The sequence below is a fragment of the Acinetobacter sp. ANC5681 genome (genome assembly GCF_023488045.1).
In the GTDB taxonomy this organism is placed as follows: domain Bacteria; phylum Pseudomonadota; class Gammaproteobacteria; order Pseudomonadales; family Moraxellaceae; genus Acinetobacter.
The window spans coordinates 87,064-112,292 of the sequence record NZ_JAMFKZ010000003.1 but is presented as its reverse complement, the minus strand read 5'-3'; the positions used below and the strand labels follow the sequence as shown (position 1 = coordinate 112,292).

Annotated in this window: 21 protein-coding genes and 4 pseudogenes; 18 read left to right on the top strand and 7 right to left on the bottom strand. The window is 38.0% G+C overall.

Features of this window, described 5'->3' with window-relative positions; translation table 11 throughout:
* The first annotated feature begins 33 nt into the window (after positions 1-33).
* The 8 genes and pseudogenes from M5121_RS03115 to M5121_RS03080 all read left to right on the top strand — a co-directional run.
* Positions 34-1,188 (top strand): hypothetical protein, encoded by a 1,155-nt coding sequence (locus M5121_RS03115; protein ID WP_249570297.1) that lies wholly within the window; start codon positions 34-36, stop codon positions 1,186-1,188.
* Positions 1,185-2,051 (top strand): phage BR0599 family protein, encoded by an 867-nt coding sequence (locus M5121_RS03110; protein ID WP_249570296.1) that lies wholly within the window; start codon positions 1,185-1,187, stop codon positions 2,049-2,051. The genes M5121_RS03115 and M5121_RS03110 overlap by 4 nt, the downstream gene beginning before the upstream one ends.
* Before the next feature lie 7 nt (positions 2,052-2,058).
* A complete protein-coding gene (locus tag M5121_RS03105) occupies positions 2,059-2,394 on the top strand; it encodes a hypothetical protein (RefSeq protein WP_249570295.1) in 336 nt (111 codons plus the stop codon).
* On the top strand, positions 2,391-2,579 hold the full coding sequence (locus tag M5121_RS03100; RefSeq protein WP_249570294.1) for a hypothetical protein: 189 nt from the start codon (positions 2,391-2,393) through the stop codon (positions 2,577-2,579). The genes M5121_RS03105 and M5121_RS03100 overlap by 4 nt, the downstream gene beginning before the upstream one ends.
* Complete coding sequence (locus tag M5121_RS03095) at positions 2,566-5,496, top strand: phage tail protein (RefSeq protein ID WP_249570293.1); 2,931 nt, start codon at positions 2,566-2,568, stop codon at positions 5,494-5,496. Before M5121_RS03100 ends, M5121_RS03095 begins: the two co-directional genes overlap by 14 nt.
* Positions 5,496-6,236: a leucine-rich repeat domain-containing protein gene (locus tag M5121_RS03090; RefSeq protein WP_249570292.1), complete on the top strand. Its 741-nt coding sequence runs from the start codon at positions 5,496-5,498 to the stop codon at positions 6,234-6,236. Before M5121_RS03095 ends, M5121_RS03090 begins: the two co-directional genes overlap by 1 nt.
* Positions 6,237-6,304: 68 nt before the next feature.
* Complete coding sequence (locus M5121_RS03085) at positions 6,305-6,583, top strand: holin (RefSeq protein ID WP_249570291.1); 279 nt, start codon at positions 6,305-6,307, stop codon at positions 6,581-6,583.
* Positions 6,584-6,594: 11 nt separating this feature from the next.
* Positions 6,595-7,029: pseudogene (locus tag M5121_RS03080) on the top strand (lysozyme); the annotation flags it as partial.
* Positions 7,030-7,078: 49 nt separating this feature from the next.
* Here M5121_RS03080 and M5121_RS03075 read toward each other — a convergent pair.
* Both M5121_RS03075 and M5121_RS03070 read right to left on the bottom strand, forming a co-directional pair.
* Positions 7,079-7,279 (bottom strand): hypothetical protein, encoded by a 201-nt coding sequence (locus M5121_RS03075; protein ID WP_249570289.1) that lies wholly within the window; start codon positions 7,277-7,279, stop codon positions 7,079-7,081.
* A gap of 104 nt (positions 7,280-7,383) precedes the next feature.
* Positions 7,384-7,713 (bottom strand): hypothetical protein, encoded by a 330-nt coding sequence (locus M5121_RS03070; protein ID WP_249570288.1) that lies wholly within the window; start codon positions 7,711-7,713, stop codon positions 7,384-7,386.
* 639 nt (positions 7,714-8,352) lie between these two features.
* On the opposite strand from M5121_RS03070, the gene M5121_RS03065 reads away from it, so the two are divergent.
* On the top strand, positions 8,353-9,171 hold the full coding sequence (locus tag M5121_RS03065) for a PhzF family phenazine biosynthesis protein (RefSeq protein WP_249570287.1): 819 nt from the start codon (positions 8,353-8,355) through the stop codon (positions 9,169-9,171).
* A 144-nt stretch (positions 9,172-9,315) separates the two neighbouring features.
* Positions 9,316-12,084, top strand: coding sequence for a M16 family metallopeptidase (locus tag M5121_RS03060; protein ID WP_249570286.1), 2,769 nt, complete (start codon positions 9,316-9,318; stop codon positions 12,082-12,084).
* Positions 12,085-12,132: 48 nt separating this feature from the next.
* On the opposite strand, the gene M5121_RS03055 is transcribed toward M5121_RS03060, so the two are convergent.
* Positions 12,133-12,519 carry a DUF3144 domain-containing protein gene (locus M5121_RS03055; protein ID WP_005157976.1) on the bottom strand — a complete coding sequence of 129 codons (387 nt, stop codon included), beginning with the start codon at positions 12,517-12,519 and terminating at the stop codon, positions 12,133-12,135.
* A 104-nt stretch (positions 12,520-12,623) separates the two neighbouring features.
* Between M5121_RS03055 and M5121_RS03050 the strand changes: the two genes are divergently transcribed.
* Entirely contained in the window at positions 12,624-13,256 is a 633-nt protein-coding gene (locus M5121_RS03050) for a hypothetical protein (RefSeq protein ID WP_249570285.1), read from the top strand.
* A gap of 103 nt (positions 13,257-13,359) precedes the next feature.
* Here the strand turns inward: M5121_RS03050 and M5121_RS03045 are convergent, their stop codons facing one another.
* Complete coding sequence (locus tag M5121_RS03045; protein ID WP_249570284.1) at positions 13,360-14,808, bottom strand: CYTH and CHAD domain-containing protein; 1,449 nt, start codon at positions 14,806-14,808, stop codon at positions 13,360-13,362.
* Between the two features lie 176 nt (positions 14,809-14,984).
* On the opposite strand from M5121_RS03045, the gene M5121_RS03040 reads away from it, so the two are divergent.
* The 5 genes and pseudogenes from M5121_RS03040 (at position 14,985) to hemL (ending at position 19,315) form a co-directional block, all read left to right on the top strand.
* Complete coding sequence (locus tag M5121_RS03040; RefSeq protein ID WP_249570283.1) at positions 14,985-15,356, top strand: Mpo1-like protein; 372 nt, start codon at positions 14,985-14,987, stop codon at positions 15,354-15,356.
* 115 nt (positions 15,357-15,471) lie between these two features.
* Positions 15,472-16,158: pseudogene (cas1f, locus tag M5121_RS03035) on the top strand (type I-F CRISPR-associated endonuclease Cas1f); the annotation flags it as partial.
* 343 nt (positions 16,159-16,501) lie between these two features.
* A pseudogene (locus tag M5121_RS03030) lies at positions 16,502-17,269 on the top strand (S1 family serine peptidase).
* A gap of 81 nt (positions 17,270-17,350) precedes the next feature.
* On the top strand, positions 17,351-17,962 hold the full coding sequence (gene thiE / locus M5121_RS03025) for a thiamine phosphate synthase (protein WP_249570282.1): 612 nt from the start codon (positions 17,351-17,353) through the stop codon (positions 17,960-17,962).
* Positions 17,963-18,013: 51 nt separating this feature from the next.
* A complete protein-coding gene (gene hemL / locus M5121_RS03020; RefSeq protein ID WP_249570281.1) occupies positions 18,014-19,315 on the top strand; it encodes a glutamate-1-semialdehyde 2,1-aminomutase in 1,302 nt (433 codons plus the stop codon).
* 46 nt (positions 19,316-19,361) lie between these two features.
* On the opposite strand, the pseudogene M5121_RS03015 reads toward hemL, so the two are convergent.
* Positions 19,362-19,559: pseudogene (locus M5121_RS03015) on the bottom strand (DUF5713 family protein); the annotation flags it as partial.
* Positions 19,560-19,809: 250 nt separating this feature from the next.
* Here M5121_RS03015 and M5121_RS03010 point away from each other — a divergent pair.
* Both M5121_RS03010 and rapA read left to right on the top strand, forming a co-directional pair.
* The gene (locus M5121_RS03010) at positions 19,810-20,454 is read left to right on the top strand and encodes an RluA family pseudouridine synthase (protein ID WP_249570279.1); all 645 of its coding nucleotides are present in this window, start codon (positions 19,810-19,812) and stop codon (positions 20,452-20,454) included.
* A gap of 145 nt (positions 20,455-20,599) precedes the next feature.
* Positions 20,600-23,437, top strand: a complete 2,838-nt coding sequence (rapA, locus tag M5121_RS03005; protein WP_249570278.1) for an RNA polymerase-associated protein RapA — start codon at positions 20,600-20,602, stop codon at positions 23,435-23,437.
* Positions 23,438-23,500: 63 nt separating this feature from the next.
* Here rapA and dps read toward each other — a convergent pair whose 3' ends face one another.
* Positions 23,501-23,995, bottom strand: coding sequence for a DNA starvation/stationary phase protection protein Dps (gene dps, locus M5121_RS03000; RefSeq protein ID WP_249570277.1), 495 nt, complete (start codon positions 23,993-23,995; stop codon positions 23,501-23,503).
* A gap of 203 nt (positions 23,996-24,198) precedes the next feature.
* A complete protein-coding gene (locus M5121_RS02995; RefSeq protein WP_249570276.1) occupies positions 24,199-25,215 on the bottom strand; it encodes an AI-2E family transporter in 1,017 nt (338 codons plus the stop codon).
* Positions 25,216-25,229 lie beyond the last annotated feature (14 nt).

Sequence of the window (25,229 nt, the reverse complement as noted above, 5' to 3'; positions counted from 1 at the left end):
CTTAATGGGTCGGTTTTTTTATGTGAGCAATTTATGAAAGTGACTATAAATGAGCGTGATTATATCTTGCTCACAAAATGCCCATTGCTTGAAACAACTGAACGTTATGAGTTTAAGACTGACGTTCATCAAAGTTTTGACGCAACGGGAGAGGAAAGGATTCCTTTGCTAGATGCTGCAAGACAATCCTTTAACTGGTCAATAATCGCATTCAGAAATGAAGTGCCTGAAATGTTCAATGATTTGTATTCTTGGATGCGGAAAGAATATTTAGTGCCTCAGCCTTTAGAGTCTCAATTGGTTGGAAATCTTAGCGATGATTTTATTGAAGCTGATACAAGCAAACTTGGAATTAATGTTGGTACCTTGATCCTTGTACAGGCTGTTGGGGTATTAACAGTCTTTGAAGTCACTGAAATTGGGCGCTATGAGGTGGTTGAAGATGTGCCTGTATATATCGATGGTTATCGACTAAATGAGGCTGTAACAGCTTCTGATGCGAAGATAATCCCATTACGAAAAGTCATTATTTCTGGAAATCTCACGACTCAAGCAAATGGCTTAATGTTCAAGCCGACACTTAATTTAAGAGTGTTAGATAGTGTCGAATATCCAATTGCAGCAGATCCTCAGCAGTATAAAGGTGATGACATTTACTTCACTCCATTGCTACTTGATGGTGACTTTCTTGATCTGAATTTTGAACAACATCAGTCGATAGCGGATGGTGAAATAGGGCAATTTTGGCAGTTCACGCACTGGCTGAATCCGCTGATCAACAAGAACTTTCGTGTAATCATGAAGTCAAGACAAGACTATATTGATTATAAAAAGTGGTTTTATCGTAGACGTGGGCGATTAAATCAATTTTGGATGCCAAGCTATCAAAATAATTTCAATGTTGTCAGTGCAATTGGTGAAAGCTTAGTCGTAAAAAATGAAGGCTATTTATTTAGCAAAAAAAACATAGCAATCAAATCAAATGGTATTTGGACAGCTCATTCAGTTATTTCAGCAAACGTAAGCGATCAGAACATTGTGATGAGCCTAATACCAAACCCGCCAATCAATATCGAACGAGTTTCTTATCTTGGTCTGTATCGCTTGAATAGTGATGCAGTAGAGTTTTATTTCAAAGGTGCGGACATTGTAGAAGCAACAGTCCCAATTGTTGAGTTATCGCCATGATGAATTTATTTAAGTCTAAAAAAGACCTGTTTGAGTTCAAGTATGGAGACATTACTTGGCTTTTTACCAGTGCATCAAAGCCTGTCACTCATAAAGATAAAACGTATTTACCATTTGTTGTAAGTCGCGGGAATATTGAAGTTGAAGATATAGACAAGTGTGAAACCGACGTCGTATTTCCATATCCGCAAGTGATAGCGAATGAAAATGGCGATGATATTCAAAAGTTATTCTCAAACAAAATCTACTTCGGTGGCGTAACAGTCACAATATTTGAGCTTTATAATGATGAAAGCTTAGTAATTTATAAGGGGCGAGTCACACAGCCAAAATTCGATGACGATGCAAATACAATGACATTAGTCTGCTCAACATCTGAGACTTATCAAAACCGCAATATTCTTACTCGTAAGTTTCAAAAGTCATGTGCTAATAAAATTTATGATCGTTTTTGTGGTTTAAATTTTGATGACTGGGCTGTTGAAGTTACTTTGACATCAGTTAATGCTTTAAGCATTTCGTTCACGGTTAATCCGACTCCAGTACTTGATGAAAATGGAGATCCTGTTTTAGATGAAAATGGCGATCCAGTCACAGAAGTTAAAACGTATGAAAGCGGATATTTTAATCGAGGATTGATTTTTAAGAATGGTGTGTATACATCAATTCTAAGTTCAACTTCAATTAGTGCTTCGCTCTATAGACAGCACTTTGGTTTACAAGTAGGTGATGTTGTAAAAATTGCTCCAGCGTGCGACCAAACAAGACAGGTCTGTCACGACAAGTTTGATAACCATCTTCGGTTTATGGGTTTTCCGAATGTTCCTGCTGTAAATCCTACGAATGATCAGATTATAAAGTGAGTATTGTATGTTAGCGCTTATTATCATTGTTATTTGCTTTATTCCATCTTTATGTTCTGCTAGTAATGTGGATGTGCCAAAAGGAATTGAAGCTGAAAAAGCAATAGCATGGCTTCCTATTGTGGCTATAATTATTGGTCTTTTTAGCGCTGTATATTCGTATTCCACAATGCGTAAGATGCAGAAGAAAAACCGCCCTGAACCATCTCAGTTAGATGGGTCACTTGCTGATGAGGGTGTTTCATTTTCAGATATTGCGGGAACACCAGATTTGCATGGAAATATTGTTTGGAAAGGAAATGAAAGTGCAGAAGCGATAGAAGCAAAAGGTGGGAAAAAATGAAAATCTATATGCATCATATTCGTCAAGCAAAAATGTGTGCAAAGGGGACTCGTGCTTTTTTTGATAAACAAGGATGGGATTTCCAAGAATTTCTTAAAAATGGCTTAGATGCTGAATTATTTCTTAAAACTGGTGACGCTATGGCGCTACAAGTAGTCGAGGTTGCAAAAAATGGGCGGAAGTAGCAAGCAAGTTGTCGGTTACAAATATTTTACTGGTCTAATGGTTGTAATTGGGAATACGATTGAGCAAGTGATCAATGTTAATCCAGATAATCGAGGGTGGATTTTTACAGACCCAGCAGATATAAAGCTTTTAAAAAATGGCGATGTAACGATGAATGTCGATAAGCCAAACTTATTTGGAGGAGATAAACAAGAGGGCGGATGGGTTGGTAAGATGGATATTTATACTGGAAAATCACCAAATCCGCAGCAAAATCAGTATTTAGCAAAACACGATAGCGAACTAGTTTCTGCTTTTCCAAATTTATCATATTTAGTATATCGAGACGTAACTAATGATAAAGGATTTCATATCGTTTCAATGTCAGGAATGATGAAAGAAGTTCTTTATCGTGTAAAGCGCACAAGAATTAAAAATGATGGTTCTGAGCAGTGGTATGCATTCAGAGACGATGGCGCTGTTGTATGTGAAATTGGAGCATACGAAGATAAAACAGAAAGAGATGGCCCTGATCTGTTTCCACTTCAAACTTTTATCAATGCATTTGGTTACATCAACACACGAGTAATATCGCAAATGGGTGATGGAAATGGCTCTTATGTTGATCTTCCCGCTACCCCGTTTTCTGATTTAACTTTTGATAACACAGGATTGACTAATGAAAGCGTACTTAAAGTGGAAACATTTGTTGAATTTACTAATTTCGGATTTATCACGTTAATTCAAGAGGTTGAATCTTATGGAGAAAATTTAGATTTTAAAGAAAAATTTATAGGTAACTATAAGGTATTAAGTAAGGAAGTAACCAAGATTCCTTATGAACCAGACATAAATTATGGTAAAACTGAAAAGTTCAAAATAACAAGAAGAATGGTAGTTTATGCTGGAGCTAGAATTGAAACCACAGCAAAAGCAATAGGGGCTGTTACAAGCGACAATCTAGAAGCTGGTTACAAAACCCTTAGATGCTATCTTGGCACAACAGTCACTAATTCGATCGGCAAAGTACCAGGATATATAACAGACCTTTTAGACATTAATCCAATTCATAAAATACGTGAAATCTTGACTGATGACACTGCAATGAATAAGCCAGAATCAGATGTTAATGATGAAAATTTTAAGTTTGCAGCAAGCCGAATTTGGGATGAAGGTCTTGGGGTAAGTTGGGCAATTCAAGAGAAGTCATGCAAAGAAGCGATAGACGAGTTGCTTTATCACATTGAAGCTGGAATACGAGTTAATCGTCAAACAGGTCAATATGAGATTGTTTTATTTCGAGATGATTTAATCGAACGTGATTATGCAATGCATTTTAATGAAAGCAACATTAAAAACTTTAGTCGAGAAGTTGCGAATCAAGATGATTTAATTAATGTTCTCAACGTCAAATATTATGATAGAGATAATATTAAAGAATCATCATTCAATGTGTACGAAAATGGAAATTTAATGAGCAACGGTAATCAAGAAATTACTCAAGCTGTAAATTTTCCGTATTTCATGAATAGACGAAATGCTGAATTAGTCGCAAATTGGAAGCTTAAACAGTTATCTACACCAGCTTGGAAAGGTAGTTTTACAACAGGCAAGTATGAAGCACGTGAGCTGAATAAATACGATGTAATCAAACTGTCTTGGATTAATGCTGGATTTGTTGAAATGCCAGTTCGTATCATGAAAATCGGTATTGGTGATGGTCGTGATAATACGGTATCAATTGATTGGGTTGAAGTTATTCCTTATTCAGCATTAGATTATCAGCCAATCAATGTTGATTCGCCAACATCTGTTGTTTTTCCTGCTCAGCTAAATACAAGTAAAGTATTTGAAATGCCGTATTTTGAAGCTGTTCAAAACTTCGGGCAGAGGCAAGTTGATGAAGAATTAGCAAATAATCCTGATCTTGGCTATTTAATGATTGCGAGTAAAAAGCCGCAAAATAACTCATTGAATGCGTTGTTGTATGCAGCTTCTAGTGCAAATTATGCTCAAAAAAATATAATTAACTACTGCCCAACTCTAACTTTAGATCAAAACATTGACTATCTTGACACTTCATTTGCTGTAAAAAATGTTGATTCAATTAGCAATGCAGAAATTGGCAGTTGTTTAATTGTTGATGATGAAATTATGGTTTATCAATCATTTAATGCTACAACAAAAGTCATTACTGTTAAACGTGGCGCATTAGATACGATTCCAGCGAAGCATAATTTAAATGCAAATGCTTTCTTTTATGACAAGTATCCGTCTTATGACACAACACAGTATGTTTATGGTGAATTTGTTAGTGCCAAGTCATTGACTACAACACCGAGCAGCGCATTAACTATAGATGATGTACCACCATTATCACTTGAAATTAATGCCCGTGCGATACGCCCGTATCCGCCTGCAAACATCAAGATTAACAATAGTTATTATCTTGCTGAATCTCCGATTGCGAATGATTTGGTTGTTTCATGGGTGCATAGAAATCGTTTGCAACAAACTGGTGGCTCAATTTTGGGTTGGACAGATGCAACCGTAACGAAAGAAACGGGGGTTACTTATTCAATTCAGCTTTTAGAGAGTGGCGTTATTTTATTAAGTCAAACAGGAATTACTGCAAATACTTACACGATCAGCAAGTCAGTTTTATTGCCGAACAAAACTCATAAATTGAAGATTTGGGCTGTGCGTGATGGATATGATTCATTTCAAATTTTTGAGCATGACATATTCATTAAAGCACCAGTTATTACACTTTCAGCAACAGCTTACAAAGATAAAGTCACTGGTTCTACAGTTCCAGCGGCAACAGTTACAGCAGTTGTAGATGAGACATTATCAGCAAATATGCGATTTGATGGAACGAGTATTAGCGGTAAAGCACCAGCAGGCGCAATAATCACAATCGAGGTAATCGAATAATGGCAATATATACAGGTACAGCAGATGCAAGCGGTAATTTTGATATTAGCTTCGGTGGCAATAACTATACAGCAGCGCAAAAAGTCACTGTAACATCTACAAAAGACGGCGGTTCAAAAACGGTTGAGCTATATGCGCCAAGCGGCGTAACGGGTGGAGGTATTATCACTTGGACAGGAACAACGGTTAATTTTCCTCGAAACATAGGTGTAGTGACAATCGGTAGCGATGTAAACAATGCAATCGCTCCTTATGCTTTCTATGTTTATTCAGATTCAAATCCATCTTTTGGTTATCATGCAACTGGGCTTGTGATTAGCGCAGCAAAAACTATCGGTACTGCTGCCTTTTATCAATGGTCAAACTGTAGAACACTTTCATTACCAAGCGGTCTTAAAAGTATAGGTAGTTTAGCTTTTGCATATTTTTATGAATTAAATACTCAGCTTACCATTCCAGATGGTGTGACAACAATTGGTGCTGCCGCATTCTCTAGTGCCAATAAGTGCCCGAAAGTTGTGCTACCGTCAACTTTAACGAGCATCGGAGATCAGGCGTTTTTGGGGTTAGGTGCATGCACTGAAATATCAATAACAGCAAGCACACCCCCAACAATTGATGCAAATACATTCTTGTCTTTAAATGCTTCATGCGTAATTAAAGTTCCATCTGCATCTTTAACAGCATATCAAACAGCAACATACTGGTCTGATCATGCTAGTAAAATGGTTGGTGTATAAAAAACTTAAATTTTATAAACAATTATGACCGCCTTTTTGGCGGTTTTTTATTATCTGGAGAAAAGTGAATGCATGATCAAGCAGCAAGCAGTGTCGCTGAAGTAGCAGCTTCAGTGGCTACAAAAGCAACATATGCAGGAAGTACAGCAACAGTTTTTGGGGCATTGGCAAGTATAGATTGGGTGGCAGTTACAGGTTTATTAATTGCAATTTTGGGTTTTGCATTGAATGCATATTTTCAGATCAGAAAGAACAAGAGAGAAGAACTTGAGTCAATGATTCGGATTCAGCGTGAGCAAGATAAGCATGAAATTGAAATGCAAAAATTAAAGGGTGGTGAACAATGAGTAAATCAATAAGTAAAACGGGAATCGATCTGATCTCTAGTTTTGAGGGTATTCGATTAAATGCTTATGACGATGGGGTGGGTGTTTGGACCATTGGCATTGGCACCACAATTTACCCGAATGGCGTGAAAGTAAAGAAAGGCGATAAGTGTACTTTAGAACAAGCCAAGTCTTATTTTGCTCACGATTTAAAGCGATTTGAGGCTTCAGTGAATAATCTGGTGAAGGCGCCACTTTCTCAAAACCAGTTTGATGCTCTTGTTAGTCTGACTTATAACATTGGTTCAGGCAATTTTGCATCGTCAACTCTTTTGAAGAAACTGAATGCCAAAGACTATCAAGGTGCCGCAGATCAGTTTCCGCGATGGAATAAAGCCAAGGGCAAGGTTTTGAATGGCTTAACGCGAAGACGTGCTGCTGAACGAGCGCTATTTCTAAAGAAGTAACTGTGACTTGCAAGCGCTCACTTTCATCTAAGATCGTGAGCGTCATTAGTTATTTACTGTCTTGCATCTCTTTAATAGCCTTTAATATTTGCTGTAATGCTTCATCATTTGTTTTTAGATTATTACTTTGTTTAAAGCTTTCAATAATCTTAAACTCATCTTCTGAAAGCCAAAACGACTTTCGTCTCAATCCCATTTCAGCTTTTCGTTGCGTTTCTGCTGCTTTGCGTTCTGCTGCTGTACTTGCCATTTTGAAATCTCACTGATATATTAATCAGACTTAGCTTGCTAAGTAATGTTTACTGCCGAATAGGCAGCTTAAAAAACCCCACTCTAGTCAGTGGGGTTTTTCTATCAATTCATTTTTTCGCCATACTGTTCTAAGTAATACATATTGTTTTCAATGATTTTATCTTCTGATTCTAAGATGTGCAGAAACTCAGCAGCAGTAAATTCAGATTCAATGTAAAGCTGAAATTCCTTATCTTCCTCAGACCAAATCATGTCTTGAGGCCATTCTGCACGAGCTTCATTTTCATCGCCAGACAAACAAAGAAGAACAACACCTGAGTCGCCACATTTAACAGCCACATTCGCAGAGTAGCCGTATTCAAATTGCCAAAATTGGATTGCTTCGATTTCAGTAGTAAAGCCATCGTATGCATTAATGTTTAAAGTTTTCATAATTTTATCTCACTAAGTAATGTTTAAGTTATCAAGACTTTCGATCTAGCCATCTCGTCTTGATGAGTTCATTATTGCATTGTGAGTTCTCACAGTCAAGCATTATTTATAATTATTTTTATTCTGCCGATGAACGGTAATTATCTGTTTGGGGGTGGGGTTATTTCTAGCTATAACTAGCTATAACTAGCTAAGTTAGCTCTTTCTTTATGTAGAAGTGGTGCATTTTTATTCTTGTTCAGTGCTAAGATAATTTTTATAATGTACCCAGTTTAAATAGATGTAAATAATGTTGGTTTTTAATGACTTGTACATCAGTGTGTACATAAAAATATATTAGAATAGAATTATTTTTATTAAATTGTTGAAATATATAAATTAAATTTAAAATTTAGTCATTCAACACATGGAAGATTAAACAAAGCTAAGCTAAAGAGAAGGGTGTTTAAGTAACGCCCTTCTTTGTCGGCCTTTTTCTAGTTCGATTGTATTGTTTGTTAATATCGTTCATTCATTGTGTGTTTCACATGATTTTTAACCATATAAATATGCACTGTATCGTTAATTTAGAAAAATCTGTATCTACCATTGATAGACCAAAAGTCCAAAATGGCTGAAAAATGTTTAGAGTCTCATGTCATGAAGATGTATCAAGTTGATGCTTTTACCCAAGTCTTATTTAAAGGCAATCCAGCGGCAGTCATTGTCTTAGATGAATGGTTGGATGAAAACTTAATGCAAAATATCGCATTAGAGAATAATCTTTCTGAAACGGCTTTTGTTAAAAAGATTGATGAGACAAATTATGAAATTCGTTGGTTTTCGCCAAAGGACGAGGTGGCTTTTTGTGGACATGCGACACTGGCAAGTGCATTCGTATTATTTAAAGATTTTACAAGAATAAAAACCATTCAATTTCATGTGCGTGAGTTGGGAGTCTTTATCGTTAGCCAAGCAGCAGACGGCAAGATTAAAATGAATTTCCCTATTCGAAAAGCTAAACTTGTATCTGAATATCCTCAAGAACTTCGAGATGGTTTAACCAAGCCATTTAAAGCGGTTTATCTGAATGGTCAGGCGTATATTGTTGAATATGAAACAGTCGCTGATGTATTAAACGAGCAGCCCGACTTTGAAAAATTAAAACAATTAGGCGCATTACGTACAGCAATTACTGCGTCTCAACCTGATGTTGCTATTACAGCGAGAGGCGAAGGTCAGTTTGATTGTGTATCTCGCTATTTCGCCCCTGCGATTGGGATTAATGAAGATCCTGTTACGGGTTCGATTCATACTGCAATTGCGCCCTTATGGGCTGAAAAACTTGATCAAACTCAGCTTATCGCATATCAGGCATCAGTTCGAGGTGGGATTTTAGAGTGTGTGATTGAGTCTGAGGATCGTATTGAAATTTCAGGTTATGCAAAACTGTATATCCAGGCTGAACTGACGATCTAAATTTTAACTAAACCGCTATAAAAACATAGAAAAAAGCTGTTTAAATACACAGCTTTTTTCAAAACATAACTATTAAAAATTTAAACCATTATCTAGTATAGCTTGTTGTTTTTATTTAAATCACCAAAAAAACTCGGATAATCTATGTTAATGCGGTTTAAGCAGCTTACTCTCTCACTTTGTTTGATCGGGTTGAGTGCAACGTCTTGGTCTCAGACAGTACTCGTAAAAAGTCAAAAAAATATTGAAGAATACAAATTAGATAATGGTTTCAGAGTTATTCTTGCGCCAAATGATAAAGAAAATAAAGTCTATGTAAATACCGTGTATTTAACAGGCTCTCTTAACGATCCTAAAGGGAAAAGTGGTCTTGCTCATTTGCTTGAACATTTGGCATTTAAAGGCACACAAAATGTAAAAGGTGAGGAGTTTCAGCGTCGTTTGGATCAATTCACTTTAATGACCAATGCCAGTACCGATTATTATTCGACTAAATATTTAAATATTGTTCGTCCTGAAAAAAATGCACTGAATGAAATTCTATACCTCGAGTCTGAGCGTATGGATAAATTAGTGCTACAAGAAAAATTTGTTCCATCTGAAATCGAAATCGTAAAACGTGAACGTGAAATTCGTATGGATCAACCGTTTGCAGTATTGATGGATCAGATGTGGAAAGCGGCTTATGGCAATCAATATTTAGGTCGATTGCCGATTGGTGATTTGCCTGAATTAAAATCTATAAAAACGAATGAACTAAATCAGTTTTATAGAACATGGTATGCACCAAATAATGCTGTAATGGTCATTTCTGGAAAATTTGATAAATCAGAAGTATTAAATAAAATTGATCAATATTTTAGTCCGATTCCTGCACGTACTGTGCCTGTACCTGTTCAAGTTCCGGTCTTAGATTCTAGTAAGATTGAGCAGCGAAAATTCACGGTTCAAAAGGGTAGTGATCTTGCTAAATTCCACATTTATATGAATGGAAAAAATACGCAACTACAACCAGCATTAGCACTTGCACCAGCACTTTATACCATGCAGCCTAGTGGTACGTTGTATAAGAGCATGGTAGAAACAGGAGTGAGTACAGCTGTTCAATCAACGACATGGTTGGACCAAGATTTTAATATGGTCTTTATGGGTGCGGTGTATGCGCCGAATCATGATGCAAAGAAAGTTGATGATGCGTTGATTGATGGTGTTGAGAATAGTCAATCATTTACCGACGCAGAATTACAACGTATCAAAACTATTACTCAAAATACCGCTGATACGATTGCAAATGATGCCGTTGCTTTGGGTTCTCGCCTTAGTGATTATGCAGTGTCTTCACACGGACAATGGGATCAATACTTCAAAGATTTACAAGCTATTCAAGATTTAAAATTAAATGATGCCAATCAAACATTAAAACAGTTTTTAGTATCATCGCATCGTATTTCGGGAGATATTCAGCCTACGCCTGAAGATCAAAAGAAAGCGATGACACTCAAGGCACAAGATAAACCTAAAACCTTAGACCAAAGTGCCGAAAAGCCTGAACCTTTGAAAGATGTTGCCATTTATCGACAAGAAGTCACTCAATTTGTCGCACAGTCTGCGCAGCAATTGCAAAAAAATGAGCAAAAAATTCAACGTAGTGAATTAAAGAATGGTATTCGCTATGCTTTATTCCCAACCACAACACGTGATGACAAAACCTATGCCACGATTAGCTTAGATTTTGGTACAGAAAAATCACTGTTTGGTAAAGGAGTGACCTTAGATTTAACCAGTTATTTGATGTTGCGTGGTTCTGAAAAACATACACTGCAAGAAATTACAGATAAAGCGATTGCAGCAAGTGGTGGAGCATCTATCACTTCAAATGGTAATGGTTTAACAATTGGGATTCAGGCAAAAAAAGATAAGTTTGAAGATTTTTTAAACTTTATTGTCGATGTGATGAAGCAACCTAAATTTGCACAATCGGAATTTGATTTAGCAAAAAATCAGAGTTTATCTGCATTAGATCGACCTTATACTGAACCTGCTGTAGTCGCATCTATGACTTTGGCAAGATTACTCGAAACCTATCAACCAGGTGATTTGCGTTATCACTTTGAACCAGAGTTTGCGAAGCAGCAGTTAAATGCGGCTACGCAAGCACAGGTGAAGCAATTCTATGATCAATTCTTTGTGACAGATCATGGTCAAATTGCTGTGACAGGTGATTTCGATCCGAAAAAAATGCAAAGCATGCTACAGAAAGCATTTGGACAGTGGAAAACGAAACAGCCGTACCAAAAAATTACTTCTCCTTATGTTGCTTTCAAAGCTGAAAAAGTCCATGCACTATCCGAGCAACGTGAGTTTGGTAGCTATCAAAGTATCCTGACGATTCCAGTAGGGGCTTATCATCAAGATGCTCCCGCACTCATTATCCTTAGCCATATTATGGGTAACTCGCAATTGTCTTCTCGCTTGGCGCAGGAATTACGTGAGAAAAATGCACTTGTTTATGGATTTGGAAGCAATCTTGATCTAGATTCCGACACAGATAGTGGATCAATTAGTATTACTGCGAATTATACAGCGGGTCGTTCTGATCAAGTTTCCCAATCTGTTCATAAAGTATTAACTGATTTGCTAAGCAAAGGTGTGACTGAACAAGAGGTTGAGGCAGCCAAAGCCGATATTATGAAGAAGCGTGTGACTTCATTAGAAGATGAACGAAATATTCATAGTATGCTTACGGGTCAATTAGAGCGAAATAAAACATTGTTGGATCGTGCTGAACGAGATCAAGCACTTGCAAAGTTGAGTAAGGCAGATGTTGATGCTGTAATTAAAAAATACATCAAATTGGATCAGTTTGTGGAAGTGATGGCTGATCAATATGGTAAAGCCCAAGACTTAAAATAACAGACCAAAAGAAAGCCACCATTAGGTGGCTTTCTTTTTACGTTTAGATTATTCGTGATCGTGTTTATGCGTATGAAAATCTTCATTTTTACGGAAGCGTAAGTAATTTTCAAACTGCTCACAATATTCGTCAAAGTTGTCTTCAAGCATCATTTGAAACTGTTGCAATAAATAAGACATCACCTGTTCTTTGGCATCACGCATTTCATTGCCATCTTTAAAATTATTTGCTGCAACCCACGTATTAAAGCGAGCTGTTGCAAATAACATGGCAGCGCTGACTTGTCCACGTAACTCTTCTGGTTTGGGTTGCTGTCCTTTTGGTGGGCGACAAAACTCATTGGCTTGTTTGATAAATTCATCTGCTCGCTCAAAAAATATCGCATTTAAAGCTTCTTCTTCTGTCACATCAGTGGCATTAATTTTTTGAGACATGATTTTTCCCAACAACAAATAAGACACGATATTATAGACAAAGCCTTGCGGAAACTAAACCTTTGGCTTAATCTAAAATAGCCTAAGTAATTAGAATAATCACTATGCAAGATGCGATTGCAATTCAAAGCCTTAAAACGGATATCGCTTTACTACGTCAACATATACATCCACCCCAATATTTAGAGCATGTCGAAGGTTTGCCGATTTATTATGGTTTAAAGGACGAGGTCGATGAATACTACCAACAATGGCAACCTTTGATTGAAAGGGCGCAGCAACTCTGTCAGCCTTTTATGGAGGATGATGTCGTTGATGCAATTCATTTACCGAGCCATCTAAATTTGCCACTGTTTTTCTTTCATGTAGATCGTATTCGAATTAATAAAACACGGGCTAAAGAATCTAAGACTTTTCGTGGCGTAGCGGCTTTGCTCGAAAAATGTGGAAAATTTGAGACCGATCAAATTTTTGCGATGCAGGAATGGTTGGGGAGTGATGATAGTGCGGCTTTGGTGGCACATCGTGAGTTTATTGATTTACGAACTTATGTCTTTCAACATGGACAAAGTGAATATACGCGTACCCGTTTTTATATGAATGGCGTGATTTTAAGTGTTGAGCCGCATTTTAAATTGGTAGATGCGCGAGATAAGCCACGTAAGCAGCGTAATGATAGTTATAGTGATCCGATTGCCGATAATGGGACATGGAAGATTTTTGGGAAATATCGATAGAATTTGATAATTTCTTATCCAGTCAAGCTTTTCATCCCCCTCTTTTCAAAGAGGGGTTAGGGGCGATTTACACTGATCAGTATGTGGGTTTGAGTAGAGATTGCTATTTCCAGAAAATATCTTGAGCCGATAAATGCTGTAACTTTTTATCTGCTTTCTTTGCGACATGAGGTTGTTGTGCTTTTACCCAACCGAGTGCAAATAAAAATTGTGGTTGTTCTGCTGCCTGTTGTTCAAAGACCTGTTCTGCCACAAAGAGATCATTATAAAAACCTAAATACTCCTGAATTGGCTCAAGTTTATTTAGAAATTGCTGAACCTCTTTTTCAGGATAAAGCCTAGAAATAAAATCGATGCAATAACGCAATTGCTTAATACGCTTACGAGTACGATGTTGTTTTTCAACTGTAAGTGTAGAAAACTGAGTCGCGTCCATTAAAATTTTATGAAAAAGCTTGCTCAAAATTTTAGCCACTTGTTTAGATAATTTTGATTTCGATTCATCACCACAATATATAAAACTAAATAATGATAAGAATAGTTGTGTTGTTTTAGCTCCGCTGAAAAGCTTGGCGATATTGGAATCTATTTCAGCATCAATAGGAAATTCAAAATCACAGCTTTGTTTTATAAGCGGAATCACAGAATCCTGAATTGCATCGTGATCACGTAATTGCCCCAAAGCCTTAAAAAGTTCTGCTAATTCATTTTCCCAAGTTGGATCAATCTGTGCTGACCAATTTGAAAAATGTTTTAAAGCAGAACGTAAGCGACGCAAACCGACACGTGCTTGATGAATATGATCGGCTTCAGCAACACCATCGGCAATTGCGGCAGCATTCGGCAATATGTGGTTTAAGGTATTTTCGACGATCAGTTTAAGCGACTGTTCCGCGCTAAGTTCAGATTTTAAATTGAGCTGTTTGGCTTTGGTCGCAGGAGAAACACGTTTGCCAACTGCGAGTAAATTACCTCGTTCCGCTTTACTACGCACATCAAGCCATAATTGATATTTATCTACCCATGTCTTGGTAAAATCAATTAAGTCCTGTGCTGTACCTTGTTTGAGTTCAAATTCGACTTCACAAATTTTGGCTTGATCGGTTGGAGTACGAATTTCACCATCATCTAAGCAAACTTCAATCTGTGAATCTTGAAACTCAAACACATGGAAACTTCGTTGTACGTCTGTTTGAAACTGTAATTCTAGCTTAGCAGGAGCATCACCTAAAATCTCACGTAGCACCGTTTGAACGGTTCGATTGTGCTGATAAAGTGATAGATCAAGTTCGGGTTCTTGTTCACATTTACCCAGATAAATATCTTCTTCAATGCGCTGTAGATAATTTTTACTGGCGGCTTTAAAGGTTTGTACCCAATGCTCACCTTCTTGGCGTAAACGGATAGCGACATAGTTTTTGGCAAGTAAGCGGTCAGCGGTATCATAATATTTGGCTTGGAGCTGAATTTTTTGTGCTTTTTGCTTATTCAATATTTGTAAAACACTTTTTTTCTTAGATTCAGGAAGTTGAAATTTAAGCTCTATTTCCATGATGTTATGACTCCTGAGCGCAAAGAATGATAAATATAAAATGAGTATAACGGGTTGACCTCAAGAATGATTGTAAAGTTGTTTTAAGTCTGGATACGATGACACCTAATGACTTTATTTTGTGCAAAAAATGAATTAACGTGTGAACAATCTTGCACGATTAGGATGATCAAGAAATGAATGCACCAGCCAAGATAAATAAGCCAGTGGAATTTTCATTACCGATTAAAAATTATAATGAATTCTATTATTTCTACCTGACAGAGCATCGGAGTATCACGAGCCGCCGTTTACACGTGATCGGTAGTTCAATTGGCTTATATTTCTTTAGTAAAGCAATCCGTCAGCGTAAAGCAAAATACTTCGCTTATGGCTTAGTCTCAGGCTATGCCTGCGCTTGGGTGGGGCATTTTTTATTTGAACACAATAAACCTGCTAGCTTTAAACAACCATTTTATAGCTTTATTTCGGATTGGAAGATGCTATCAGACGTTGCACGTGGGCGTTTGAGTTTGGTTGATCGTCAGTTTGATAAAATTGATTCTTAAAAAATATTTTTCTTTAATACGATAAACGACATCTACTGTCGCAAAGCTGCTTCTGCAGCTTTTTTATTACCAATCGTTCAAGTATTATAAGGAAAAAATAAGAGAAATCATAATAATGGAACAGCTCAATCCTTCCGATTTAAAAGCAATTTTACATTCTAAACGTGCCAATCTTTACTACCTTGAACATGCACGTGTCATGCAAAAAGATGATTGAGTTTTATATCTCAAAGAAGCCAAAAATGAAAACCCATATTGGAACATTCCAATCGCCAATACCACGGTCATTTTATTGGGTACAGGCACATCCATTACCCAAGCGGCAATGCGGATACTCGCCAGTGCAGGGGGCGGTTTTACAGGTGGCGGCGGAACGCCTTTATTTATGGGCAGCGAAATTGAATGGATGATGCCACAAAGTGAATATCGCCTCACGGAGTACATGCAGGGGTGGATGAGCTTTTGGTTTGATGAGGCGAAACGTTTAGAGGTCGCAAAGCAATTTCAGTTCGCGCGTATCGAATTTATCCGTAAAGTTTGGGCTAAAGATCGGGATTTACAAGCCGAAGGATTTTATCTGGATGACCGAGATATCACCCAGATGTTAACAGGATTTGAAAAGAAAATTCCGCATCAAAGCAAAGTTGGCGATTTGTTGCTTGCTGAAGCACAAATTATCAAGCAGCTTTATAAGATTGCGGCAACACGTTGCAAACTCAGTTTTGAACGCAATCCTGAGCAGGGGGATTTAGCCAATCACTTTTTGAATCATGGTAACTATCTCGCCTACGGTTTCACTGCTATGTAGGCAGCTTATAAAGTTTAAATTAAATAGATTTTTATTTCCTAGTCATATTTTATTAGTTAAAATGAAAAAATAAAAAGAGTTTATGCTTTATTATTTAATGCGTCATTCAATATTATTTTTTGGACTTATATTTGTGAAAAAATATCCTATTATTCTAAGTATTCTATTATTTAGTTTTATACAAAGCATATGGGCGAATATGAGTCCGCAAGCTCGAATTATCAATGGTAATACGACTACAGAAGCACAAATTCCTTGGCAAGTTGCACTCATAACTAGTCCCTTAGACCCTTATTAATCCTACATTTGCTCGGGAAGCTTAGTTGCAGATCGTTGGGTGGTGACAGCAGCACATTGTATTGAACCACTCGAAAAACAAAACAGTGATTATTATATTTTGATTGGCGCACAAAATTTACAAAATATTCAATTAGGACAAATTATTAAAGTTAAAAAGGGGCATATACATGAGAAATATAATAATCGTATTTATGATAACGATCTTGCACTATTAGAATTGGAAAGTGCTGTCGATTTTATAAAATGTGGTAAAAATTGCCAAACAATCGATATTATTAATCCAACTTTAGAAAAACAAAATGCATTGATTGCGAGTATGACGCACATTGCAGGGTGGGGCGTATTAGAGGATTGTGACAATAGTTAATCTCTAGTTTGTCAGCATTACGCAGGGCAAATGATGAGAAATCCTGCGCTGTATCCAACCACTTTAAGATATACCACGCTAAAATTAGCCAATTGTCTATCTTCATCATCATTATATAGCGCGCAACAAATCACTCAGAATATGCTTTGTGCAGAATCACCGATGCAAGACAGTCTTACAGATGCTTGTTATGGTGATAGCGGTGCAGGTTTAACGATAAACAATTTAGAAAAGCCATATCTGCTTGGGATTGCAAATTGGGGTGTCGGTTGTGCCAAGGTGGGTTATCCTGGTGTTTATACGCGAGTTACAAATTACTCTGATTGGATAAATAACTATCTGCATCCAAGTACTATTCCAGAACAAAAAACTAGCCCAACAAATCAATCAGGTGGTGGAAGTGTTGGTATTTTCATGATTTTATTATTCGTATATTAGCAATTACACGTGAGCGCTTTATTAAAAGTGCGTAATATTTTTGCTTTATACTTTAATACATGAAATTGATGAGTTTGAACTATGCGCGGTCTTTATCTGATTACCAATGATGATCCCCTCCAATTATTATTAGAAAAATTAGATGTGGCTTTGGCAACAGGGCATATTGCCATTTTGCAATACCGTCGAAAAAAAGTTGCAAAAGCCGATCAACAGCTAGAAGTGGAACAGATCAAAGCACTTTGTGAAAAATACCAAGTTCCATTTGTAATTAATGATGATTTAGCTTTGGCAGAACAATTTGGTTTAGGCGTACATCTTGGACAATCTGATGGCGAAATTATCGATGCGACTGCACGTCTACCAGAGGGTGTGATTATTGGGCGCACTTGCTTAAACTCCTTAGAACTGGCTGAAAAGGCAATTGCTGAAGGTGCAACTTATGTGGCCTTTGGCGCAGTCTATGCCACTTCAACTAAACCTGAAGCAGGTAATGTTGGAATTGCAGTCATTCAACAAGCAAAGCAGAAGTTTGAAGTACCAATATGTGCCATTGGTGGTTTAACCGTTGAAAATTCCCAAGTGGTCATCGAGGCAGGAGCAAGCCTTTGTGCGGTAATTAGTGATATATTAGGGCGATCAACAGCCGAAATTCCTGCTCGTGTAAATGCATGGGCAAAGTTATTTGCATAATTTTTTGCATCGTTTCGACATTTTATTCTTCGATTCTAGGTTGAGTCTTTTATGAGTTTATCTCCAAAGCAAGAACAGTTATTTAAACAAGCAAATAAACATATTCCAGGTGGTGTCAATTCACCTGTACGTGCATTTAACGGTGTGGGTGGTACGCCTGTCTTTATTGAAAAGGCAAAAGGTGCGTACTTGTGGGATGTTGATGGGAAGCGTTATGTGGATTATGTTGGTTCATGGGGACCAATGATTTTAGGTCATGCGCATCCCGATATTATCCAAGCGGTACAAACCGCAGCTGAAGATGGCCTAAGTTTTGGTGCACCAACGGTATATGAAACCACTTTGGCAGACACCATTTGCGAGATTATGCCTTCAATTGAATTGGTACGAATGACCAGTTCAGGAACTGAAGCGACTATGACCGCGATTCGTTTAGCGCGTGGTTATACTGGACGTGACAAAATCGTAAAATTTGAAGGCTGTTACCATGGCCATTCAGATTCGTTATTGGTGAAAGCAGGCTCAGGTTTACTCACTTTAGGTGAAGGTGAGCCAACTTCAAAAGGTGTACCTGCTGATTTTGCAAAACATACCTTAACGTTGCCATATAACAATATTGAAGCTTTAAAAGAATGCTTTAGTAAGTTTGGTCATGAAATTGCAGGGGTCATCATTGAGCCTGTGGCAGGCAATATGAACTTAGTGACGCCAATCGACGGCTTCTTACAAGCGATTCGTGATGTTTGCGATGAGTACAAATCGGTATTTATTATTGATGAAGTGATGACAGGTTTCCGTGTTGCTTTAGGTGGTGCACAATCGGTTTATAAGGTAAAACCTGATTTAACCACTTTAGGGAAAATTATTGGTGCAGGTTTACCTGTCGGTGCTTTCGGTGGTAAACGTGAAATCATGGAATGCATCGCACCTTTAGGCGGTGTTTATCAAGCAGGTACATTGTCAGGGAATCCATTGGCAATGCGTGCTGGTATCGCGATGTTCAAGCATCTCCGTGAACCTGAATTTTATGACAAGCTCGCTGCACAGCTCGCAAAATTACTTGCAGGGTTACAAGCTGCGGCAGATGAAGCAGGTATTCCATTTAAAACTCAGCAAGTCGGTGGTATGTTCGGTTTGTATTTCACCGATCAAGAGGACATTACCAGCTTTGATTCGATGTTAGCTTGTGATGTTGAAGCATTTAAGAAGTTCTTCCACGGAATGTTAAAGCGTGGTGTCTATCTTGCACCATCTGCATTTGAAGCAGGATTTATTTCTTCTACGCATTCAGATCAAGATATTGCAGAGACCATTCAAGCAGCAAAAGAAACTTTTGCAGAGATGAAAGGCTAAAATATAAAAAGCAAGCACACTACTGAGTGTGCTTGCTTTACAAAAATTACCAATCTCGTGTTGCTATAAGCTCTTCTATATCTGCATCAGTAAACCCATAAGCGCCAGCAATCACATCAAAACCATGCGCAATTGCTTCTCGTGCTGCCGTTTCGATTTCACTTTCTTTTTCCCAAAACTCTTCTTGCAACTCATTAAATTGCTCAGTTGTTGCATGAGTCAAAACATAGAGTTCTGCCAAAGTTTTGGGCTGGGTTAAGTTACTTTATTTTTTGTAATTTCGATATTGATATCAAATCAAATTTAAAAAACTTTATTTAAAACTATTGAGTTCGTGGTGGCATACACCATTTAGAGAAAACGATCAGTATTATTTGGGACTTAAATGTGAGTCATGCTAAAAAATAACTGAGTTAGCTAAAATTTGATTGTAATTTCTCTTCAAGCTTTTTATGATTGCCCGCTTGTTTTCATCCAGTCGTTGGAAGGCTACCTTGAGTGATTTTCTAAGTGAACATTTGATTCATCGTGATGAAGATTTTATGGTGATCCATAAACCTGCTGGGCTTCTGACAGTGCCAGGAAAAACACCCGATTTACAAGACTGTCTGATCAATCGTTTATTAAAATTAGAACCGAAAACTTTACTCATTCATCGTTTAGATCGAGATACCTCAGGCATTTTGGTGTTTGGTTTATCCAAATTTGGACAGAGCAATATTTCACGTCAATTCCAAGACCGGCAAACCTCAAAAATTTATCAAGCTTTGGTTGCTGGTCATTTAGAGGGTCAGGGCACAGTTGATATTCCTGTGATTTATGATCCAAGTCGTCCGCCATTACATATCGCTGATGCAGCACATCACAAACCTGCATTAACCGAATGGCAAGCCATTGAGCATTTCGAAATTCAAGGACAAGCAGTAACCCGAGTTAAATTGATTCCGATTACAGGCCGTTCACACCAACTTCGTGTGCATATGCAATATCTAGGTCATCCAATACTAGGAGATACCTTATATGCAACTCCTGAACAACAACAGCTTTATGATCGTTTGTGTTTACATGCGACAGAACTAAGCTTCACTCATCCTAAAACAGCTCAGCAGTTGACATTTAATAGTCCTGTACCGTTTTAGCCCAAAACTTTTTTATGAAACATGATGTGATGCGCGCTATTTGAACGCGCTTTGTGTCAAAATACATATCGTTGAAAACTACATAAAATGCATTAATTCTTCGTTGAATTAGGCACTACAATATGTAGGCTAACTTGAGATAAAGGTGGAAAAATTGCAGCAGTTTGCTATTGGTCAACGTTGGTTATCAGATACAGAAACTGAACTAGGTTTAGGCGTTCTTATTGATGTGGATGAACGTTCTATCAGCATTTTATTCCCCAAAAGTGATGAAACACGTGTGTATGCACGTAACAATGCACCTTTATCTCGTATCATTTTCAATGTAAACGATGAAGTGCAAGATCAAGAAGGCACAAAATGGATTGTTGAAGCAATCGAAGATCGTCATGGAGTGCTTCGCTACGACGTTGTTCGTACTTTAGAAAATGGCGAGCAAGAACGTAAGTCGTTGAATGAAACACGTATTGGTGCGCAAATTCAGCTTTCAAAACCTTTAGAGCGTTTGCTTGCTAGTCAAATTGATTACAAAGAATGGTATGACCTTCGGATCGAAGCGATGCTATTACAAGCGCAAATGCATACTAGTCCTTTACGTGGTTTCCTTGGCGCTCGTGTTGGATTGATTCCACATCAACTTTATATCGCTCACGAAGTCGGTAAGCGTTTTGCCCCACGTGTTTTGTTAGCAGATGAAGTGGGGCTAGGTAAAACCATTGAAGCTGGTTTAATCATCCATCAACAACTAAAAACGGGTCGCTCAGAACGTATTTTGATTTTGGTTCCTGATTCATTGCAGTATCAATGGATGATTGAAATGCGTCGTCGTTTCAATTTGCAATTTTCTCTTTTCGACTTAACACGTACTGCTTCAATCAAAGAACACGATCCAGATCTCAATCCATTTTTAACTGAGCAATGTATTATTGCCAGTGTTGATTTGATGGTTGACCATGATGATTTGCGTGAGCAAGCGGTTGAGGCTGGTTTTGATTTGCTCGTAGTCGATGAAGCACACCATTTAATGTGGAGTGAAGAAGAAGGCGGTAATGATCGTTATGATCTTGTCGAAGAGTTGGCTGAACAAACAGCGGGGGTCTTACTTCTCACTGCAACGCCTGAACAACTCGGTGTTGAAAGTCATTTTGCACGTTTACGTTTACTTGATCCGCAACGTTTTAGTCGCTTAGATCGTTTCCTTGACGAAGAAGAACAATATCAGCAAACAGCTAAAGTTGCTGAAGTCTTAATGTCAGATGAAGCACTGACTGAAGAACATCTTGCTGCTCTGGATGGCTTATTGGGTCATCGTATTGATGATCAGCCTGAACAACGTATGCGTGCGATTCACGAACTGTTGGATCGTCATGGTACAGGTCGTATCCTGTTCCGTAACACCCGTGAGGCGATTCAGGGCTTCCCAGGCCGTGACTGTCAACCTGCACCATTGCCTGCACCAGAAGACTGGTCTTTTGACGGCAAAATGCGAGAGCAAATGTGGCCTGAAGAGGGACAGCTTGATGGTGCATGGATGGAAACCGATCCGCGTGTGCCTTGGTTGATGGAAGTACTGCGTAAAGATCTCAAGCACAAAAAAGTATTGTTGATCGCACGTAGTGGACCTGTAGTTGAAGCTTTAGAAAATGCCCTACGTTTACATGCGGGCATTCGTACAGCAATGTTCCATGAGGGTATGAGCCTGCTTGAACGTGATCAGGCGGCGGCATACTTTGCCGAAGACAGTTATGGCGCTCAGATTCTTCTCTGTTCGGAAATTGGTTCAGAAGGACGTAACTTCCAGTTTGCCAGTGACTTGATCTTATTTGATTTACCTGCAAACCCTGACGTACTGGAACAACGTATTGGCCGTCTGGACCGTATTGGCCAGGAAAACCGTATCCAGATTCATGTGCCATATTTGATCGGTACAGCGCAAGAGCGTATGTTCCGTTGGTATAATGAAGCATTGAATATTTTCAGCAATATTTCTCCAACGGCGCAAACGCTGCAAGAGAACTTTATTGTTGAATTGAAAGACTGTTTATTGGCTGATCAAGGTCAGACGTTTGAGGATTTACTTGAAGAAGTGAATGTACAACGTCAAGCTTTGGAAGCTGAGCTACAAGCTGGCCGTGACCGTTTGCTTGAGTACAACTCTTGTCGCCCAGTCGTTGCACAGGGCATTGTACAAGCACTTGAAGACTATGATGACAACACGACTTTGCCAATGTTTGTGAAGCGTTTCATGTCATCGACCAATATTGACTTTGATGAGCAAAGCAATGGTACGGTGATCATCAAGCCAACCGACCAGATGCAGGTGCAGGGTTTAACTCTAGACGAAGAGGGCATGACCGCGACATTCTACCGTGATCAGGCTCAGATCCGTGAAGATGCACAATATTTGACCTTGGAACACCCATTTATTGAAAGTGTGATGGAAATGATCCGCACACAATCATTTGGTAGTACTAACGTTGCATTACTTAAATCGAATGCATTGAAACAAGGCTCGGTGTTACTGGAAGTGTGGTTTAAGGTGGATGTGATTGCACCAAAAGCCTTGAATCTGCCATCCAGCTTGCCAAAACAGTTGATTCGTGTGTTGCTCAGTGAAAATGGTCAGGACCTGTCTGCCAAAATTGACCCAGGCATTTTACGCCCATACCTGCATCATCTGGATGGTAATAGCTGCCGTCAAGTTGTGAAAGCACGCCGTGATGTAATTGAACAGCGTTACGCACAAGCTTTAGATATTGCCAAAATCTCTTTGCCTGAATTGATGCAACAAGCCAAAGAGCATTATGGCAGCAAATGGCAATATGAAATTGACCGTTTAACTTATCTTAAGCAATTTAACCCAAGTATTCGTCAAGATGAAATCGAACGTTTACAGAAGTTCCAAAAGGAAGGTTTAGGATTGCTGGATGGTCTTTCTGTGACACCAGAAGCAATTCAGGTGTTGGTGGTGGTCAAACCTTAAATCATCAGCATGCAATAAAAAACGAGGATCATTTGACCCTCGTTTTTTATTGCTGAAAAGAAATTACTTTTGTTCGATATTGGCTTCAAGGAACCATAGATATTGATCCAGATCTTCCAGAGCGGCATGGATAATATCTTCAGAAATTGGGTCCTGAATCTCATCAATCGTGTCACGCAAATGGTTTGCCACTACGGCATAACGATCGGCAAGTTCTTTTAAATGATCCTGTACCGCATGAATTTCCACAGGATACGGTTTTAAATGTGATGTTTGCGCTACGGTCTGGGTTGTGCCCAAGGCTGTACCACCGATTTGTACAGCACGTTCAGCTACATTGTCCAGATGGGTGATCAACGAAGTACGGAACATATCCAGCATTTCATGTACGGCAATAAAGTTGCTACCGCGCATATTCCAGTGCGCCTGCTTGGTGAGCAAGGATAAATCAATAAGATTTGCAAGTATTTGATTTAATATTTTGACTGTTGCTTCTTTAATGGAGTCATCTAAGTTATTACGTGTATAAACTTTTAAAGCCGCTGCTGAAGAATTCATAGTTACCTCATTCAATTATAATGTAATGAAAACATCGTGAATAAAAACCATTCTGTTCTAGCTTAAGCGCAGAATGCCTGAATGAATGTTTTAATTCGCAAGGCTTTTGTAATTTTCCTTATCATCATTTTTCTTTTTATTACTTTGCTAAATCAGTCGCAATGATAGATTGATCTATCGAATCTGAATAGCCCGAATATAGTTTAGATCAAACCAGCATCTTTGCATTCTAATTTAATGTAAGCGTAAAAAATCGGTGCAACGATTAAGCCACTCAAACCGAAAATCGATTCAAAGATTAGCATAGCCAAAAGTACTTCCCATGCACTTGCATTAATTTTTGTACCAATGATTTTTGCATTTACGAAATATTCAAGTTTATGAATGATGACTAAATATGCTAAAGCGATGGCTGCTACTGAGAGTGAAATGGTTAAGCCAGCCATGATAATCAAAGTATTGGAAATTAAGTTACCAATAATAGGTAAAAGACCAAAAATGAAGGTCAGAATAGTCAGTGTTTTAGCAAAAGGTAAATGGATATGGAATAAAGGCAAAACGATAAAAACAAAAATGATGAATAGTGCTGTATTGATTAAAGAGATTTTCACTTGAGCAAATACAACATTTTTAAATGAAATCGAAAGCTTCTGAATACGATGCAAAATAGCAGCTTTAAAGACAGGTTGTGGTGCATGCTGCTTAAAGTTCTGAATAGAAACCAAGATACCTACAATCAAACCGATCAGCATAGTCGCTAAGTTATGCAGAATATCGGTACCTGTATTTTTAACAATCGAAATATTATTCTTGATGAAGGACAAAATCTGATTCTTGATATCTGCAACACTATGAGGAAGATAACCAGGGACATATTGACTCATTTCAGCTTGGAATTTAATGAGAGTTTGATCAATCTTAAAGTTAAACGAGTTAAGACCTGTTCCTTTTAAATCATAGATCACAAAGCTAATTAAACTAGTAATAAAAAATCCAATCAAAAATGTGGTCAAAATTCCAAGAATAATACTGAAAAAGATACGCGCACGTTGTCCATCAATATGTTTTTCAACAATTGAGCTTAGACTGTTAATAATTTCGAAAATCAAGAAACCTGCAAAAAAACTAGGCAACAAATGCAGGGGAATGACCATCATTAAAAATAAAAACATCAGAATAAAACTGGCGATGATACTTTGACGGTCATTGAGAAGGGTCATGATCTGTATGCCTA

Excerpts from the sequence above, each read along its gene's own strand:
- M5121_RS03115 (WP_249570297.1), top strand. The coding sequence starts at position 34 with ATGAAAGTGACTATAAATGAGCGTGATTATATCTTGCTCACAAAATGC.
- M5121_RS03110 (WP_249570296.1), top strand. The coding sequence starts at position 1,185 with ATGATGAATTTATTTAAGTCTAAAAAAGACCTGTTTGAGTTCAAGTAT.
- M5121_RS03105 (WP_249570295.1), top strand. The coding sequence starts at position 2,059 with ATGTTAGCGCTTATTATCATTGTTATTTGCTTTATTCCATCTTTATGT.
- M5121_RS03100 (WP_249570294.1), top strand. The coding sequence starts at position 2,391 with ATGAAAATCTATATGCATCATATTCGTCAAGCAAAAATGTGTGCAAAG.
- M5121_RS03095 (WP_249570293.1), top strand. The coding sequence starts at position 2,566 with ATGGGCGGAAGTAGCAAGCAAGTTGTCGGTTACAAATATTTTACTGGT.
- M5121_RS03090 (WP_249570292.1), top strand. The coding sequence starts at position 5,496 with ATGGCAATATATACAGGTACAGCAGATGCAAGCGGTAATTTTGATATT.
- M5121_RS03085 (WP_249570291.1), top strand. The coding sequence starts at position 6,305 with ATGCATGATCAAGCAGCAAGCAGTGTCGCTGAAGTAGCAGCTTCAGTG.
- M5121_RS03075 (WP_249570289.1), bottom strand. The coding sequence starts at position 7,279 with ATGGCAAGTACAGCAGCAGAACGCAAAGCAGCAGAAACGCAACGAAAA.
- M5121_RS03070 (WP_249570288.1), bottom strand. The coding sequence starts at position 7,713 with ATGAAAACTTTAAACATTAATGCATACGATGGCTTTACTACTGAAATC.
- M5121_RS03065 (WP_249570287.1), top strand. The coding sequence starts at position 8,353 with ATGAAGATGTATCAAGTTGATGCTTTTACCCAAGTCTTATTTAAAGGC.
- M5121_RS03060 (WP_249570286.1), top strand. The coding sequence starts at position 9,316 with ATGTTAATGCGGTTTAAGCAGCTTACTCTCTCACTTTGTTTGATCGGG.
- M5121_RS03055 (WP_005157976.1), bottom strand. The coding sequence starts at position 12,519 with ATGTCTCAAAAAATTAATGCCACTGATGTGACAGAAGAAGAAGCTTTA.
- M5121_RS03050 (WP_249570285.1), top strand. The coding sequence starts at position 12,624 with ATGCAAGATGCGATTGCAATTCAAAGCCTTAAAACGGATATCGCTTTA.
- M5121_RS03045 (WP_249570284.1), bottom strand. The coding sequence starts at position 14,808 with ATGGAAATAGAGCTTAAATTTCAACTTCCTGAATCTAAGAAAAAAAGT.
- M5121_RS03040 (WP_249570283.1), top strand. The coding sequence starts at position 14,985 with ATGAATGCACCAGCCAAGATAAATAAGCCAGTGGAATTTTCATTACCG.
- thiE (WP_249570282.1), top strand. The coding sequence starts at position 17,351 with ATGCGCGGTCTTTATCTGATTACCAATGATGATCCCCTCCAATTATTA.
- hemL (WP_249570281.1), top strand. The coding sequence starts at position 18,014 with ATGAGTTTATCTCCAAAGCAAGAACAGTTATTTAAACAAGCAAATAAA.
- dps (WP_249570277.1), bottom strand. The coding sequence starts at position 23,995 with ATGAATTCTTCAGCAGCGGCTTTAAAAGTTTATACACGTAATAACTTA.
- M5121_RS02995 (WP_249570276.1), bottom strand. The coding sequence starts at position 25,215 with ATGACCCTTCTCAATGACCGTCAAAGTATCATCGCCAGTTTTATTCTG.